Raw genomic sequence first — 15,473 nt, 5'->3', positions numbered from 1 at the left:
ATTACCACTGTTACTCAAAGAAACTCACCTCTACTCAATATTTTGAACCTGTTCACGAATTTTTTCAAGTTCATCTTTTAGGCTAACAACAGAATTTGAAATCTCATAGATTGTAGACTTTGCACCAATTGTGTTTGCCTCTCTGTTCATTTCCTGAACAATAAAATCAAGCTTTTTGCCAACAACTCCTCCTTTTTCTATACATTCAACAAACTGATTTATATGACTCTTAAGCCTTACCAATTCTTCGGTTATATCACTCTTGTCAGCAAAAAGAGTTATCTCCAGCATCAGTCTATTTTCGTCTATATTTTTCAAGTCAAAATACTCACTGACTCTCTTATAAAGCTTCTCGCGATAATTTTCAACCAGGGAAACTGAAAATTGTTCTATAGTAGTAATTATCTCTTTTATCTTTTCAATTCTCTTCAATATGTCTTTTTTTAAATTTTCACCTTCGGTTCTCCTCATATTATCAAGACTTTTAACTGCATCCTCAACACAACACAAGAGCTCATTTTTTATTATATCACTGTCAAGCTCCTGATTTTCAATAATAAGCGCATCCGGAAGCTTTATAAAAGTTGATAGGCTAAAATCATCCTGAATCTCTGCAAAGTTCTGTCTTACAACATTTATTGCCTCTAAATACTGCTTTAGCAGTCCCAAATTGGGCGTTATTCTGTAATCTTTCTCACTGAAACTTTTAAAATTTATATAGACATCAACTTTACCACGAGAAATATAAGTTGATACAAGATTTTTTATTTCACTTTCAAACTTTATAAATTCCTTCGGTATTCTCAGGTTTATTTCTAAATACCTATGGTTTACACTCCTTATGTCAACTGAATACTCTCTCTGGTTGGTAATTTGTCTTGACCCACCATAACCTGTCATGCTTTTAATCATTGCAGTAAGATCATTCCTTTCGAATTATTTAAAACAAAAATGCAAAAACTATTTGCACTATCTATTTTAAAGTATTTTTACCCATAAAATCAAGAAAGGGTTATAATAATAATTATAAACCACCTTAAAAAGCAGGTGAACCTAAAATGATAATTGGTCTTGATGTGGGTGGAACAAATATTGACATTGTCGCAATTGAAAACAATAAAGTTGTTGATTATAAAAAATTCGAACTTGGTGATGATATTCTTTCATCTGTATTGACAAGTTTACAAAAGTTTATAACAGCAGATTATACTCCTATTCTAAATCGCATTATACTCAGTACTACAATTACCACAAATGCAATTGTTCAAAATAAACTTGATAAAGTTGGAATGATAATCGAAAATGGGATTGGAGCAAATCCGGATTTTCTTATGTGTGCAGATGCCAATGTCATGGTTGATGGATACATAAACAACAGGGGCATTGAAGTAAAAGGTTTTTCACATGATACGGTAGAAAAAGCAATATCAGAATTTAAAAAGCTTTCAATTAAACACGTGGGGATTGCCTGTAAATTTTCTGTGAGAAATCCAAAACATGAGAATGAAATATATGAAATTGTAAAAAAGCACGGTTTTGAATTCATTTCAAAAGGTCATAGAATTTCTGGAAAGCTGAACTTTCCAAGAAGAGTATTCTCAACATATTTGAATTCAGCTGTTTATAGCAGCTTTAAGCTTCTTTATAATGCTATTTCGGAGTTTTTAAAAGAAAAAAATCTACCTCCAGAAATTGCATTTATTCAAAAACCCGATGGTGGAATTATTAATTTAGACAGTTTAAAAGAATTTCCCATTTTCTCAATCCTGTCAGGTCCCGCTGCTTCAGCACAGGGTGGTTATATCCTATCAAAGCCACTCTCAAATGCAGTTATAATTGACATTGGCGGTACCACTACTGATATTTCATTTGTCTGTAATGGTCAATTTGTCTTAGAGCAGTATGGAGCAACTATAGGAAGATATCCTACCCTGGTTCGTGCCATTTATTCAAGGTCTGTGGGAATCGGCGGCGACAGTCTTGTAAAACTTGAAGATCATATTTCAGTTGGTCCTGAAACTGTAAAACCATTTGCAACCGAGAGAGAAAATATTGTAACCTTTTCTGACGTGCTGCTGTACATGAAGAACTTATCCTGTTTTGATTGCAAGCTCCAAGCTCGACTTATAAATTTATCCAAAAAAGTGAACATGCCTCCTCTACATTTTTGTAATGAAGTATTAGAGACAGCTCTAAGTTTAATTTGCAAAAAGATAAAAGAAGGCATTGAATATATTAATTCTGCTCCCATATATACAATCCAAAAACTTTTATACGGTGAAAAATTTGAACCAGAAAAGGCAATTGTAATTGGCGGAGCTGCTGATTTGATTGCTGAACATTTAGCAAAAAGGTTAAAAATCAAGGTAGAGGTCCCCAAATATTATATGGTGGCAAACGCAATAGGCTGTGCACTTGGTTCACTGTCAAGAGAATATAACCTGGTTGCAGATACTGAGCAGGGGATAGTTTATATACCCGAATTGAACAGGTATGAAAGTGTTGATATAGATTTTTCTATTGCTCAGGCAAAGAATTTTTTGATAGAAAATATCATAGAAGCAGGTGATGCCATTTCGGTAGACGAAATAGAAATTATTGAGGAAAATTCATTTAACATGATCAGGAACTTTAAATATTGTGGCAAAATAATCAGGTTAAAAGCACAGCTAAAACCCAAGTTGCAACAATTAGAATAAACGGAGGTTTTTTAAAGATGCAAAAAGCACAGAACAAACTTGGACTTATCCTTTTTCCTGCTTTTGATTGGAGAATCACACCCACACATCCTGAAAGAGAAGAAAGACTTCTTTATACCATTGACCAGATTGAAGAAGAGGGTCTTTTTGATTATGAAAATATATTTGTGTACAATCCTGAAATTATTGATGACAAATATATAAACCTTACACACTTTTGTATCCCCGACGTTGATTCTATTGCAACCATTTCACACAAAATAGCAGCAAGCAGCTGTATCACACTGGTTAAAAAAATTTTGTCAAATGAGATTGCAAAAGGATTTGCTTTAATTCGTCCACCCGGTCACCATGCACATAGAATAACGTACGGTGATAGAGGATTTTGCGTGATAAACAATGAAGCAATAATGGTGGAATATTTAAGAAAAGAGCATAAAATAAAAAAGATAGCAATCATTGATACAGATTGCCATCACGGTGACGGAACACAGGACATATTCTGGAACGACAAAGATGTTCTTTTTATATCCTTGCATCAGGATGGTAGAACACTTTACCCTGGAAGTGGATTTACAAACGAAATAGGCGGACCGGCTGCAACTGGATACACCCTTAACTTACCTTTATCACCTTATACATCAGACGAAGGCTTTTTGTATTGTCTGGAAAATCTAATTCTACCCATCTTAGAAGAATTTAAACCTGAAATTATCATAAACTCAGCCGGACAAGACAATCATTATTCTGATCCTCTGACAAATATGAACTTTTCCGCTCAGGGTTATGCCAAACTCACAGAAAAGCTAAATCCTCATATTTCTGTATTAGAAGGTGGTTATTCTGTTGAAGATGCATTGCCCTATGTTAACCTTGGAATTATATTTGCACTTGCAGGAATTGATTGTTCCAACATTAAAGAACCTGATTATGACCCGGAAAAATTAAGACAATCAACCAGAATAAGTGAATATATTAAAAAATTATGTGAAAATGTATATATTATATGGAAAAACAAAGAACAAATAGAACATGATGTAAAGAAAAAATACCAGAAACATTTTACGCGAAAAAAATCAATATATTACGATACCATGGGATTTTTAGAACAACAGCTTGAAAACATTAAGATTTGTAACAAATGTTCTGGTCTTATAACTATTGAATCTACTTGTTTAAACTATAGAGTCCTTGCAATTGTAATACCGTTTGATGCCTGTGATGAATGTTATAATCAGGGATACGATATTTTTTCTAATACTGACTCTGGCAGTTTCTCTCATGTAATATTGCAAGACAAAAGAAATTTTGAATTTTACAAAAAAGAATATTCAAAATAATTTCTGGTTCATTCTGAATTCCTCTTTTTTGAATTTTCACCATTAATCAGCACCAAATCTCCCAGCTTAAAGCCAAGTTTCTTTGCCAGGAATTCACACTTAATCTTCAGAAGATAGAATATGTTAGCTTGAATTTCTTCGAACTCATCAAGGGATTCAAAGTTTGCCTGACCTTTTGATATTATTACATCAGCATTCAAGATTAATTGTTTTACTTCCAAAGACACTAAATTTTTTGGAATACCCAGAAGTCCTACTCCTGTATCAACAACATTTGCAATTCTGTCCATCCCAACTTCTTTTGCATCTTCCAATGTTGAATCATTCAAAATAGGCTCTGTTTTCACTATGTAGTATACACTCTTTCCCATTTGTCTTAGTACTTCTACCAAAATCTTGTCAAATACAATCTCTCCTGCATTGTCTCCAGCAATTACAATATCTTTGGCAGTTTTAATTCTATCTTTTAATAAAGCATAGTCATCTATTGAAAAACCGTACCCAAAAGCATTGGAAAGCTCAGTTTCAATATCAAAATCTCTTTTTATACCCAGGTCAATTACATTTCCTGCTACAGCCACTTTTAAAGCACTGTAAAGAGGGTCACTTGCACCAAAAACCTTCTTCTTCATATCTTCATATAGCTCAAGTGCCAGCGCATTAGACTGCTTTTTAGCGTAGCAGTATGGGTCACGGTTTTTTATAATCTCGTATGTCTTAAGTAAGACAAGTGAGGAATTGTAAGCTGGTGATGCCTGTGGATCTAAAGTTTTTATAAAATCCATAAGAATATACAGTACTTCTATTTTTCTTTCATCAGGTATGTTTACCATTTCCATACACGAAACGGCTTGTTTCAAATAGCAGTGGATGCAATCTACAAGTGCTTTCATAAATCTGCAATCTCCTTTCTTTTAGCTTTTACCATGCAAAAATATTATTTAGCAATATTAAATTAATACAATAACTCTTGATTTGTTGTCAAGAAAAATATTATAATTGTATTGTAGGTGCTCCATTAGCTCAGTGGCAGAGCAGTCGATTCGTAATCGACCGGTCGGGGGTTCGAATCCCCCATGGAGCTCCAATAAAATCAAGGGGTTTGAGGATAGGTAAAATATAACACTGTAAAATTTTGGGGTAACTGCTCCATCTACTTAGGAGTGGTTACCCTTTAAACTTATTTGCTCAAATAGATTATTTAATTTCATTGCTGCAGCTTTCCTTATTTCTGGTAAGATGTGAGATTGGATATTAAATTGGTGGCAAAGGCACTATATTTTTCAACCAGAGCCCATCTTTTGGTTTGTAAATACTACCTTCATTATTCCCTCTCTTCTTTGTCTTTTTGCAGGCATATTACAGCACCTCTTTTATCTGGGCAAAGTCTATTATAAGGTCCTCAAAAAGAGAGACCTTCACTTTGTCGTTGAAAGTGTAAACTTTGGGATATGAATATCCTGTCTCTTGATGATATACATACACAAAAATGTTCTGTTCATATGGATTGACAATCCAGTATTCTTTAACTCCAAATTGAGTGTAAAGGTTAAGTTTTCTGATATAATCATGCGCAGGATTATTTTGTGACACCACCTCAATTATCATCTCAGGAGCTCCAATGCAGCCTTTGTCAGTAAGTTTTTTCTTATCGCAAATAATCGAAATATCTGGCTGCACAACATTGACTGCCTGCTTTTCATCCTGCCCTTCTTCTATCAGGACAACATCAAATGGAGCTGCGTAAATTTCACAGGGTTTTTTGTTGTTTTTGATATAGTTATTAATTGTTGTTGTCAATTCCACTACAATTTTCTGGTGGATTCTCGAAGGAGCAGGGCTCATATCATAGATAACACCTTCAATCAGCTCTACTTTTGCGTCTTCTGGCAGCTGAAGATAGTCTGCATAGGTGTAAATCTTAGGAATCCTGGCTTCCATCGGTATCACCTTCTTTGATTAGATTTTTATTTTTTAAAAAAATTCCTCTTGAAGAAATGATAATTTAGAAATCGAAGAATATAATTTTGCAGGCTCACTTATCACTTCTCTGATCATTGATCCAAAAATTCTTCACAGGTTAACTCTTTTAAAAAACAGCCCGGTTTTTTATCAAAAACAACAGGCATAAAACTTCTTTTTTGAACAATACTCTAAATATTTCTGATAATGACTTGCACTTTAAAAACATCGTCTGGTATACCCAGCTTAACTGATGAATAATGTAAAACCTGTCAGGTTAAAAGCCAACCTGACAGGTTACTTTTTTAAAGAGTTTAAAGCAACCAAAATACATGCATTGTAAATTGGAACAATATCTAATTCTTTACACATATCAACAAGTTTAGCATTCTCAGCACCGGGTTGAAACCAGATGTATTTAACATTTTTACTTGCAGCCTCCAATATATACTTCTCACCTTTTTCTGGTGCAACAATCATGCTTATACAGTCAATTTTATCAGAAATTTCATTAATGTTTCTGTAAACCTTATACCCATCAAGTACTTCATAAAACGGATTTACAGGGAATACATTGTATCCACTTTCAACTAATTTTTTAAACACTAAATAACCATACTTTTGTTTGTTTGGGGTTGCACCAACCACTGCCCAATTTTTAAGTTTAAGTGCTTCTTCGATATGCTGCATTTTTATATCCTCATTTCCTGCTCATAATAAAATTATAAACAATATCCAAGCGTGTATCATCAAATTCGAAAGTATCTTTACCAATAGAGATTAAAAGTTTATTACCAACAACATTCATTTTCAAATCTTCACCATATTTATCTTTGTACATCTTCTTCAAGCTTATCATAAATTGTTTGACATTTTCTTTCCTGTATTCAAACAGAAACTCATCCACAGCATCTACAATATCATATTCCCTTACCACAACAGGGTCACGTAATACTCCCTCTCCTCTAATTTCAACCGAGTTAGCTTTTCTATCAACTATAATTTTAAATTCATTTGCTCTTGTTTCGAACATAAGTTCTTTAAACCTATCCGATACATTGTAAGTAATCACAGAGAAAAATCTATCAGAAGGATATATTATCCGGGAAATATCAACACATGCTTCAATGATATTATCAATCAAGTAAGCATCCATTTTTTCAGTTAAAGCTGCATTCTTGAATTTTGTTGCAAATTCGTTATAATCTTTATAGGGAATAACAGTGTATTTATCGTTTTCCAATTCCTTTAGATCTTCTACAAAAAAGTAAGCAAACCCTGCGTTCCCATTTTCGATGTCATATTCTTCAAAGGAGTAGCCCATTACTACAGTGTACCTTTTCATGGCTCTCCCCTCCAATCTAAAAAACATTTCTTATATATTATATACCACTCAAACGCACATTTGTATTAAAAATTTTTTAAAAGATATTTTCAATCTTAAGTAAAGCCATGTCTTTTATATGATTAACATAAAATTCCAGAGTACTGAGTTCGGGCAAGATTAGTTCTTTACTATCTTGTTCAAGCAGTTCTTTTATTTTACTCATCTGCTCTTCTATCCTGTCTATTTCTTGATGTTCAATCAATATAGCCCACTTGCTTTTATTTTCTTCCAGCCAGCTTTCTAAATACTCTGCATTTTGACAATTCCTTCAGGCTGCAGCTACCTATTGAGATCAGATATTTTTTATAAATCTTTCTTCTAAAAACTTCATTTATTTCTTTATTTTTTACTTTTGATAAACATTTTTTAAGGTAAAATATCTTCCTACCACTCATAAAATGATAAAATAAATGGTTGTTTTTCTTATAAAGCTTTCTTGTTTTTGCTAAATCCATAATTACATTAAAAAAAACGTATCCGGTATTCCACATTTTGTATTCTAAAGCCAAAAGGAATATATAAATAAGTACCATTTCTGCAAAAGCAATTTTGTAAAGTTTTGTTTTCTCTATCAATTTTAAAAAATACTCTCTGGCTTCTTTTTTAGAAACATTATTCATATTTTGCAGCATAAAAATAACAAAGGTATCAAATTCATCTTTAAGCTGAGAATAAAAAAGATAATCCTTTTCAAAATAAGCAAAAAGGCATATATAAAATTCTAAGATTGAAAACAATTCTTCACTTGTTTCTAAATTTCTGCTATAGACAATATACGAAAGTCGATCCAATATCCCAATCAGATCAGATTTAGACTTTTCAGTTATTCCTATTTGTTTTTCAAAGAGTCTCTCAAAAATATTTTCTAACTGTCTCACAAAATACAGAACCATATCAGTTTTCATTTCCCCAATGTTACCCAATATGAAGGTAAAATAGGCTGAAATAAACCTATCAAAAATACTGTCTTCACTGTCTTGAAATCTATCAAGTAATTCATTCAAAAAATCAACCATTCTTTTAAACTCTTCCGGACTTTCAGACAAGAAAGCTCTTTGTAAATTTTCAAATAACATCTCTACAATTAATTCCAAATGGTTATCATTCTTTTCATGTTCAAAAACAGGCTGGGACAGCCTTGAATTATCAAGAATAGAAAACAGCACTCCTGTATCAAAAAAAGAATTTGTCTTTTTAATGAACTCTTTTATGATTGAAAATTGTTCATTGACCTTTTCCCTTTCCTTTTCTTTTTCAAAACTGTTCAAATCTCTTAGCATATGACTCAAAAGCTTTTTCGGTCGATTTATGGTATAAAAATTATAAAAATAAACAATTATTGCCATAGTATCTGCCAATGAGATAACTATGTCAAAATTAATTCCCTTCACAAGCCACACTGAAGAAAAATCAATTACATTCACCGAAGCGAGCATAAACGCTGTATGAAGCAAAGACACACCTGAAAAGATTAGCAAAACATCATTCCAGCAAAGACCAAAAATATAATTTGAAATCTTTGGCGCATACTTAATATTTAAAAATCTGAACAACAAAGAGATTGTAATTGCCGAAGAAAGAAAGATAAATATCTGGTAAAATAAAAGCCAGCTCAAAAGCCTGTTTGCACTGTATCTGTCATGTGAAAAGATATTAGGCGCAAGACAATAAAGGACAGCTATAATTAAAATAGAGGAAAGCACTCGCCTTCCTCTGAAAATCTTTATTTTTCCCATAGTAGTATCAACCTCGCAAATCAAATATGCGCTTTGTCTTCTTTTCACTTCTCGGAAGTTCACCAATTCTGCACAATATTACCTCAGCAGATACTCCAATTTTATTCTTAAACTCATGAGATATTAATTCTTTCATTGAAGTTGTATAAAACTGCTCCTCAACTTCAACCTTCAGTGTAAGCTTGTCTCTGAAATCCACTTTTTCAATAATAACCTGATACTCACTACCAACACCCTCTAAATCCTTCAAAAAAGTATCTATTTGTGCAGGGAAAATGTTCACTCCCTTTACCTTAACCATATCATCGGTTCTGCCAACTATCCTGTCAATTCTCGGATATGTAGAGCCGCACTGGCATACTCCATTTATCTTGCGTGTAATATCTCTTGTTCTGTATCTTATAAGAGGAGCACCTTCTTTTTGCAGTGTGGTTATAACAAGCTCACCAAATTCACCATCCGGAACCTCTTGACCAGTTTGCGGATCAACTACCTCAAAGTAAAGATAGTCATCAAAATAGTGAAGCCCATTATGATATTTGCAATCAATGGCAATCCCTGGTCCGTAGATTTCTGTAAGTCCATATATATCAAATGTTTCAATCCCCAAATACTCTTCGATTATACTCCTTTGCTTGTCTCCCCATCTTTCTGAACCAAATATTCCAACCCTCAAATGAATTTTATCCTTCAGTTTTCTTTTGACTACCTCTTCTGCAAGTAAAAGACCGTATGAAGATGTTGCAACAATTACTGTTGATTTCAAATCAATCATCATTTGAAGTTGCTTTTCGGTATTGCCAGGACCCATTGGTATTACCATCGCACCTAAATACTCTGCTCCGAGCTGAAACCCTATCCCTGCCGTCCAAAGACCATAGCCCGGTGTTACCTGTACCCTGTCAAGCTCTGTAACACCGGCAAATTGATAACATCTTTTCATCATCTCTTTCCAGTCATCTACATCTTTTTGTGTATAAGGTATTATTACCGGAATTCCGGTTGTGCCCGAAGATGAGTGAATCCGTACTATCTTTTTTTCATCTGTGGACATAAGTCCTAAAGGATAAGCTTCTCTTAATTCCTCTTTTGTGGTGAAAGGAAGTTTTTTTATATCACTTAAACTTTTGATATCCCTTAAACTGATACCAGCCTCAGCATATTTTCTCTTATAAAATGGGCTGTTTTCAAAAACATTTTCAATTTGACTCAAAAAAAGTTCTTCCTTTAACTGTCTTATCTCAACTCTCTCCATTCTCTCTTTTCTCCTCTCTTCTCATCTTTTAAATTACTTTTATTTTAATATTTTTCATAAATCTTTTCAACTAAAATTTTGTTCATATCAAATATCCCTTTTGGTAGCAGTTCACTCAACGCCGTCAAAATTTCATCCTTTGAAAAAGGTAGTAGTAAATTCTTACAAGCAAGCGCAAGCATAGCAATATTCTCTGCTTTCGGAGCTCCTAAGTCAATAGCTATGTGATAGGCATCAAAGTAATATATATGGTTAAAATGTATTTTTAGATAATTTAAGATTTCTTTTTCTTCAATAGATGCAGCCCTTGGCTTTATATACCTTTTATTTAAAACTATTATTGAGTTAGCATTTACTTTTGATACATTTCTCAGTGCTTCATACATCTCAAGTCCTATCAGGATATCCGCCTGGCCATCAGGGATTATGGGTCCAAAGCTGTCTCCTATCCTGACAAAACTAACAACAGAACCTCCCCTCTGGCTCATACCTATGTTTTCTGCTGTTTTCACGTTGCAGCCCCTGTTCATATAAAGCTGACAAATAACTCTTGAGAGTAAAATATTACCTTGACCGCCTACTCCTGCTATGAGAATGTTTTTCATCTTTCCACCACCTTTTCAATTGCCATATTGGGACAAAAATTTGTGCAAAGACCACATGCATTGCACAGTACCTGATCTATAAATATATTTTTATTCTCATCTTCGCCAATTGCCGGACAACCAGTTGCAGATATACATGCCTTACAATTAGTACATTTTTCGTTTATTCTATAATAATAATTATTTTTCTCTAAATTTGCACACTTATGCCTGAATATTATAACAGAGAGTTCATCTTTCTCTATGAATTCTCTAACTTTTTGAACGCACAAATCAAAATTGTCATAAGGATCGATTATCAAAACATTTTTTATACCCATCCCCTTAACCAGGTCAGCTATTTCAACTCTCTGACCGTTCTCACCGTTTACCTTTTGACCAACGCCAGGGTGTGGCTGAAATCCAGTCATTCCAGTTGTCAAATTGTCTAAAACACATACTGTAATGTTATGTCTATTATAATATGCGTTCACAAGCCCTGTAATTCCACTGTGAAAGAATGTAGAATCACCAATAAAGGCAACTATTTTCTTTTTATTCTCTATGATCTTTAATCCCTGCGCCATTGTAACACTTGCACCCATACAGAGGCAGGTATGTGTTGCTGAAATCGGCTTTGCAAAACCAAGTGTGTAGCACCCTATATCTCCTGTATAGATTACATCTTTACCTTTACAAGCACTTTTGACTATCAAAAATGAACTTCTATGCGGACATCCTGCACAGAGCTGTGACTGCCTTCTTGGTATCTCAGGTGCTTTTATGAAAGTTCTGGGTAGCAAAAGCCCTTCTTCTTTTGTTATATCAAAGATTATTCTCTTCACTTTGTCAACATCCAGTTCTCCTGCATATGGCACATAACCATTGCGCTTACCATATGTAGGAATATATATTCTATTTTCAAAAAGCACAAGCTTTGTCTCTTCTTCAACAACAGGGTCAAGTTCTTCTATAAAAATCAGCATTTTCTTATCTGCACAAAATTCCAATATTGTTCTGTCATCTATAGGATGCGCTACAGTGATTTTTAAAATCGAAAATAAATCTTCAAAACCTTTTATTGCTTCTTTTACATAAAAATATGATACTCCTGAAGTGACAATTCCTATTTGCCCATCCCCTTCGACAATATTCAGTTTTCCCAACTCTGATTTCATTTCAGTGAGCTTTTCTTCAAGTTCGACGTGCTTTATGTAAGAGAGTCCAGGAAGTATTACCCACTGAGGTCTTTCTTCAAAACCTGTAACCTCTTTCTTTCTCCTTTCAAACTCAAACTCCAGCGTTTCGTTCGAGTGACAAACACGTGTTGTCATTCTAAAAATAACAGGTAGCTTATACTTTTCTGAAACTTCGTATGCTTCTTTTACAAGAGAAAACGCCTCTTTTGGAGATGAAGGATCAAAAACCGGCAAGTTGCAGAACCTGGCAAAATTTCTTGTATCCTGCTCTGTTTGGGATGAATGAGGTCCCGGATCATCCGCAACAAATACAATCATCCCGCCTTCTATACCAATAATGGATAGTGAAAGAAGTGGATCTGCAGCAACATTTAGCCCTACCTGTTTCATTGTCACAACACTTCTTGCACCTGCCAAACTTGCACCTGCTGCAATTTCAAGTGCAACCTTTTCATTGACAGACCACTCAACATAAAAATGATCATCCGAAAAATTTTTAAGTGTTTCTATAACTTCTGTTGATGGTGTTCCGGGATATCCAACTGCCACATTTACACCGTTTATATATAATGAATATGCCACTGCTTCATTGCCCATCAGAACCTTTTTCATCACTTTTCCGACTCCTTTTTTAAATAAAAGTTTCTTATCTTTTAATTATACATAAATTTATGTGCATTGCAAAACGTGATCTGTATTACATTATTTTAAGAGTAAAAAAATAAAGATTTGCAAAAAATACTAAATAGAATATAAAAGAAGGTGGAAAAGATGAAAGAAGATTTACAACTCAATAAGCGTCGCTTTTTGCATCTTAAGAATATTCTCGAAAATTATACAAGAACTCAACGACATCTTGAAGAATATAGCGAACTGTTACCTTATGAAAAAATTCAGCAAATAATTCAAAAACAAAGAAGAAGAGAGGAACAAATAAACAACATTCAGAAAGCAATTTTAAAAGAACATGATAAAGAGACCGAAGTTAGAAACCTTGTAAAAAATTATTTATACACCGAGGGATATTTACAACACTATAAAGAAAAACTGCAAAAAAATGTATTAAATAATATTTTGAAATGTCAGTACTATAGAAAAATTCAGCTTGAGAATCTAATTAAAAAAGCAGATGATGAAGAAGAAAAAGATTTTTAAAGAATAACAATCAAAAGAATTATAAAAACTAATTATAGAAAATCTTAGCCGTTTGCAAAATGGTTGGTGATTGAAGGTAACAGATGCCAATACTAACATGAAATACTATCAAGATACAAAAAGAAAAGCAAAATGACAACCAAATATTATCAATGCAAACAAAAATAATCAGCAACAAACATATGACAAAAATTAACAATATCAAAAAAGACAATAGTATCCTAAGCCTTCTAGCTTCTTGGCTTTAGAAGGTTAAGTAAAAAACAAAGTCACAAATTTTTGGTAGATTAATGATTTAAGAAAAATTGTAGTTTTAAGCGATAAGTTTTTTGAGTTTGTTAAGCTTTTTGATAGTTAATTTAGAACAATAGAGTTTGATATTGTGAGCAAGGATAAACAAAAGTGAGTAAGTAATTGCAGAGAGTAAAAAATCAGAGAAGATAGAAATATGGTCATAAGTACAGATGACATCGGAGCCCATATAGGATTTTAGGTGATAAATAGTCTGCTCTACAGCGACACGTTTATTGTAGAGGTCTAAAAACTCTTGAGAATTTCTGTTGATACCTGGGGAAGAGCGAAAATCGTCAGGGTAAGTGTAGAACATTCTGCCAGATTTAGAGTTAGTACAAGGTTGAGGGCAAGAGCAAATGCGTTTGCCGTCTTTATAACAAGACATGGGGCAGACCCATTTAAGACGCACAGAACGATTTTTACCCTGACATTTGCCTTCAGGTTTAAAAGGTTGATTGAACTTTTTGCAGATAGGGACACCATCTTCAGATATAACGATATTAGGGTCTGAAGTAGGTGTAGTATTTTTAGAGGCTCTTGGATTTAGAGGGATAATGATTTTGGAGAAGTTGAAAGTGTTTTTTAAAGTTGAGTAGATGTTATGTGCATCCAAGGCACTGTCAGCGATGAAAGTGGAGAAATTTTTGGGAATGTAAGAGAATAGAGTTTCGAGCGAAGGAAATAAAGCTTTAGAGTCAGAGATAGCCTTTGCTTCTTGAGGGTCAGAAGAAGGAGAGTCAGAGTTAAACAGAGGTACTAAAGCCAAAGGAATACCGAGAGCATTGGTAATGACAGCGAATTTTAAAGCCCAGCAGAAATGGCCATTTACGAACATAAGACGGATATTAGAATTAGCATTAGCAGTTTTAGGCAAGGAAGAATAAACAAGAGAGTAGATTTTATCAGAGGACAGCTCAGGGTTAGCTTTTGAGGTATTTTTCAAGAGAGATTGAATGAATTTAGGGTTATTTTCACGGACCTTTGGGACAATACCGGTTGTATCGAAGATTAAGATTGAAGCAAGTTCAGGGGATTGCCTAAGAGAAATATTGTGTGCATGGATAGAGATATTTTGAAAAAGTTTATGGATTTCGTTGTTGAAGATTTTTCTGAAGCGAGAGAAGGTTGAAATAGAGGGAACATTACCATTTAAGTTACAGAATGAACGAAGTTCATAGGAGTTAAGAAGCACAGCGCGGAGCTGAGTAAGAGTATTGAGTTTGAGTAATTTTTGGACAAAAAAGCAAAGGAGCATAGATTCTAAGGAGAAGCATCTATGCTTACCAAAGTATTTGTAGTAGGCATTGTAGAAAGAAGAAGGTATGTAGTCTGATAAGTTGATGAATTTATTGAACAAGCCCAAGAGGCTTTCAGGCTTGTAGAGAGCCGAAGCCTTTAGGTGGGAGAATAGATCGAGGAAAGAAAGTTGTTTAGGTTTGTTGTTGAACATTTTGGACCCCCTCCTCATAGTAGAAAATTTGTTTTATATAATCATATTTTACTACAACTATGAGGAGGGTGACCAGACTTTTTCGAATCTTTATAAAGCTTGATAACGCTCATATTGAGCGTTTCTGCAAAAGGCTAATAGAAAATCTAAAAAGGAGGAGAACACCATTGTGTTTGTAAAGTCTGAAAATGACATGAGTAGTATCCCTATTGTTGAAGGAGATACCACCAGATATACCGCTCAAATCGTAAGTCCAATTTTGTCTGAAGACACTGTAATTGGAAGTGTTATAATGTGTTCAACTGAATCAAATGTCAAAATGGGAGATTCAGAATATAAGCTTGTTCAAGCTGCAACATCATTCTTTGGAAAACAACTTGAGCAATAGTTGTTTTAAACAAATTTTTATTAT

The 15,473-nt window shown here is 33.8% G+C and carries 15 protein-coding genes and 1 tRNA gene; 5 read left to right on the top strand and 11 right to left on the bottom strand.

The annotated features are described in order from the left end of the window. Nucleotides 1–30 precede the first annotated feature (30 nt). Nucleotides 31–912, bottom strand: coding sequence for a YicC/YloC family endoribonuclease (locus tag OTK00_RS05075; RefSeq protein WP_045169319.1), 882 nt, complete (start codon nucleotides 910–912; stop codon nucleotides 31–33). Nucleotides 913–1,058: 146 nt separating this feature from the next. Between OTK00_RS05075 and OTK00_RS05070 the strand changes: the two genes are divergently transcribed. Then, complete coding sequence (locus tag OTK00_RS05070) at nucleotides 1,059–2,699, top strand: hydantoinase/oxoprolinase family protein (protein WP_045169318.1); 1,641 nt, start codon at nucleotides 1,059–1,061, stop codon at nucleotides 2,697–2,699. Nucleotides 2,700–2,716: 17 nt separating this feature from the next. Next, nucleotides 2,717–4,039 (top strand): histone deacetylase family protein, encoded by a 1,323-nt coding sequence (locus OTK00_RS05065; RefSeq protein ID WP_045169317.1) that lies wholly within the window; start codon nucleotides 2,717–2,719, stop codon nucleotides 4,037–4,039. Between the two features lie 8 nt (nucleotides 4,040–4,047). Here OTK00_RS05065 and OTK00_RS05060 read toward each other — a convergent pair whose 3' ends face one another. Further along, the gene (locus OTK00_RS05060) at nucleotides 4,048–4,932 is read right to left on the bottom strand and encodes a damage-control phosphatase ARMT1 family protein (RefSeq protein WP_045169316.1); all 885 of its coding nucleotides are present in this window, start codon (nucleotides 4,930–4,932) and stop codon (nucleotides 4,048–4,050) included. A 119-nt stretch (nucleotides 4,933–5,051) separates the two neighbouring features. Here OTK00_RS05060 and OTK00_RS05055 point away from each other — a divergent pair. Next, a tRNA-Thr gene (locus OTK00_RS05055) sits at nucleotides 5,052–5,126 on the top strand. A 272-nt stretch (nucleotides 5,127–5,398) separates the two neighbouring features. On the opposite strand, the gene OTK00_RS05050 is transcribed toward OTK00_RS05055, so the two are convergent. The 8 genes from OTK00_RS05050 to iorA all read right to left on the bottom strand — a co-directional run bounded on the left by OTK00_RS05050 (nucleotide 5,399) and on the right by iorA (nucleotide 12,774). Continuing rightward, a complete protein-coding gene (locus tag OTK00_RS05050) occupies nucleotides 5,399–5,980 on the bottom strand; it encodes a Uma2 family endonuclease (RefSeq protein ID WP_045169315.1) in 582 nt (193 codons plus the stop codon). Between the two features lie 318 nt (nucleotides 5,981–6,298). After that, nucleotides 6,299–6,691 carry a CoA-binding protein gene (locus tag OTK00_RS05045; RefSeq protein WP_045169314.1) on the bottom strand — a complete coding sequence of 131 codons (393 nt, stop codon included), beginning with the start codon at nucleotides 6,689–6,691 and terminating at the stop codon, nucleotides 6,299–6,301. Between the two features lie 10 nt (nucleotides 6,692–6,701). Continuing rightward, on the bottom strand, nucleotides 6,702–7,346 hold the full coding sequence (locus OTK00_RS05040) for a hypothetical protein (RefSeq protein WP_045169313.1): 645 nt from the start codon (nucleotides 7,344–7,346) through the stop codon (nucleotides 6,702–6,704). Nucleotides 7,347–7,422: 76 nt separating this feature from the next. Then, nucleotides 7,423–7,590, bottom strand: a complete 168-nt coding sequence (locus tag OTK00_RS05035; protein WP_241765480.1) for a DUF4363 family protein — start codon at nucleotides 7,588–7,590, stop codon at nucleotides 7,423–7,425. A gap of 16 nt (nucleotides 7,591–7,606) precedes the next feature. After that, entirely contained in the window at nucleotides 7,607–9,172 is a 1,566-nt protein-coding gene (locus OTK00_RS05030; protein ID WP_157841013.1) for a hypothetical protein, read from the bottom strand. Further along, nucleotides 9,132–10,379 (bottom strand): phenylacetate--CoA ligase family protein, encoded by a 1,248-nt coding sequence (locus OTK00_RS05025; RefSeq protein WP_045169312.1) that lies wholly within the window; start codon nucleotides 10,377–10,379, stop codon nucleotides 9,132–9,134. Before OTK00_RS05025 ends, OTK00_RS05030 begins: the two co-directional genes overlap by 41 nt. 44 nt (nucleotides 10,380–10,423) lie before the next feature. Next, nucleotides 10,424–10,984 carry an indolepyruvate oxidoreductase subunit beta gene (locus tag OTK00_RS05020; RefSeq protein ID WP_045169311.1) on the bottom strand — a complete coding sequence of 187 codons (561 nt, stop codon included), beginning with the start codon at nucleotides 10,982–10,984 and terminating at the stop codon, nucleotides 10,424–10,426. Continuing rightward, nucleotides 10,981–12,774, bottom strand: coding sequence for an indolepyruvate ferredoxin oxidoreductase subunit alpha (gene iorA, locus OTK00_RS05015; protein ID WP_045169310.1), 1,794 nt, complete (start codon nucleotides 12,772–12,774; stop codon nucleotides 10,981–10,983). Before iorA ends, OTK00_RS05020 begins: the two co-directional genes overlap by 4 nt. A 159-nt stretch (nucleotides 12,775–12,933) precedes the next feature. Between iorA and OTK00_RS05010 the strand changes: the two genes are divergently transcribed. Then, nucleotides 12,934–13,317: a hypothetical protein gene (locus OTK00_RS05010; RefSeq protein ID WP_045169309.1), complete on the top strand. Its 384-nt coding sequence runs from the start codon at nucleotides 12,934–12,936 to the stop codon at nucleotides 13,315–13,317. 313 nt (nucleotides 13,318–13,630) lie between these two features. Here OTK00_RS05010 and OTK00_RS05005 read toward each other — a convergent pair whose 3' ends face one another. Next, the gene (locus OTK00_RS05005) at nucleotides 13,631–15,061 is read right to left on the bottom strand and encodes an ISNCY family transposase (protein WP_045169044.1); all 1,431 of its coding nucleotides are present in this window, start codon (nucleotides 15,059–15,061) and stop codon (nucleotides 13,631–13,633) included. 169 nt (nucleotides 15,062–15,230) lie between these two features. On the opposite strand from OTK00_RS05005, the gene OTK00_RS05000 reads away from it, so the two are divergent. Continuing rightward, nucleotides 15,231–15,449, top strand: a complete 219-nt coding sequence (locus OTK00_RS05000) for a stage V sporulation T C-terminal domain-containing protein (RefSeq protein WP_241765479.1) — start codon at nucleotides 15,231–15,233, stop codon at nucleotides 15,447–15,449. Nucleotides 15,450–15,473 lie beyond the last annotated feature (24 nt).

It is taken from the genome of Caldicellulosiruptor morganii, assembly GCF_026810225.1.
GTDB classification, from domain to species: domain Bacteria; phylum Bacillota; class Thermoanaerobacteria; order Caldicellulosiruptorales; family Caldicellulosiruptoraceae; genus Caldicellulosiruptor; species Caldicellulosiruptor morganii.
Note: the sequence above shows the minus strand (reverse complement) of the source record. Positions and strands in the feature narration are given on the sequence as shown.

Bases quoted from the DNA above. Each gene is read 5' to 3' on its own strand.
- OTK00_RS05060 (WP_045169316.1), bottom strand. From the start codon at position 4,932: ATGAAAGCACTTGTAGATTGCATCCACTGCTATTTGAAACAAGCCGTT.
- OTK00_RS05050 (WP_045169315.1), bottom strand. From the start codon at position 5,980: ATGGAAGCCAGGATTCCTAAGATTTACACCTATGCAGACTATCTTCAG.
- OTK00_RS05070 (WP_045169318.1), top strand. From the start codon at position 1,059: ATGATAATTGGTCTTGATGTGGGTGGAACAAATATTGACATTGTCGCA.
- OTK00_RS05045 (WP_045169314.1), bottom strand. From the start codon at position 6,691: ATGCAGCATATCGAAGAAGCACTTAAACTTAAAAATTGGGCAGTGGTT.
- OTK00_RS05040 (WP_045169313.1), bottom strand. From the start codon at position 7,346: ATGAAAAGGTACACTGTAGTAATGGGCTACTCCTTTGAAGAATATGAC.
- OTK00_RS05010 (WP_045169309.1), top strand. From the start codon at position 12,934: ATGAAAGAAGATTTACAACTCAATAAGCGTCGCTTTTTGCATCTTAAG.
- iorA (WP_045169310.1), bottom strand. From the start codon at position 12,774: ATGAAAAAGGTTCTGATGGGCAATGAAGCAGTGGCATATTCATTATAT.
- OTK00_RS05065 (WP_045169317.1), top strand. From the start codon at position 2,717: ATGCAAAAAGCACAGAACAAACTTGGACTTATCCTTTTTCCTGCTTTT.
- OTK00_RS05025 (WP_045169312.1), bottom strand. From the start codon at position 10,379: ATGGAGAGAGTTGAGATAAGACAGTTAAAGGAAGAACTTTTTTTGAGT.
- OTK00_RS05005 (WP_045169044.1), bottom strand. From the start codon at position 15,061: ATGTTCAACAACAAACCTAAACAACTTTCTTTCCTCGATCTATTCTCC.
- OTK00_RS05020 (WP_045169311.1), bottom strand. From the start codon at position 10,984: ATGAAAAACATTCTCATAGCAGGAGTAGGCGGTCAAGGTAATATTTTA.
- OTK00_RS05075 (WP_045169319.1), bottom strand. From the start codon at position 912: ATGATTAAAAGCATGACAGGTTATGGTGGGTCAAGACAAATTACCAAC.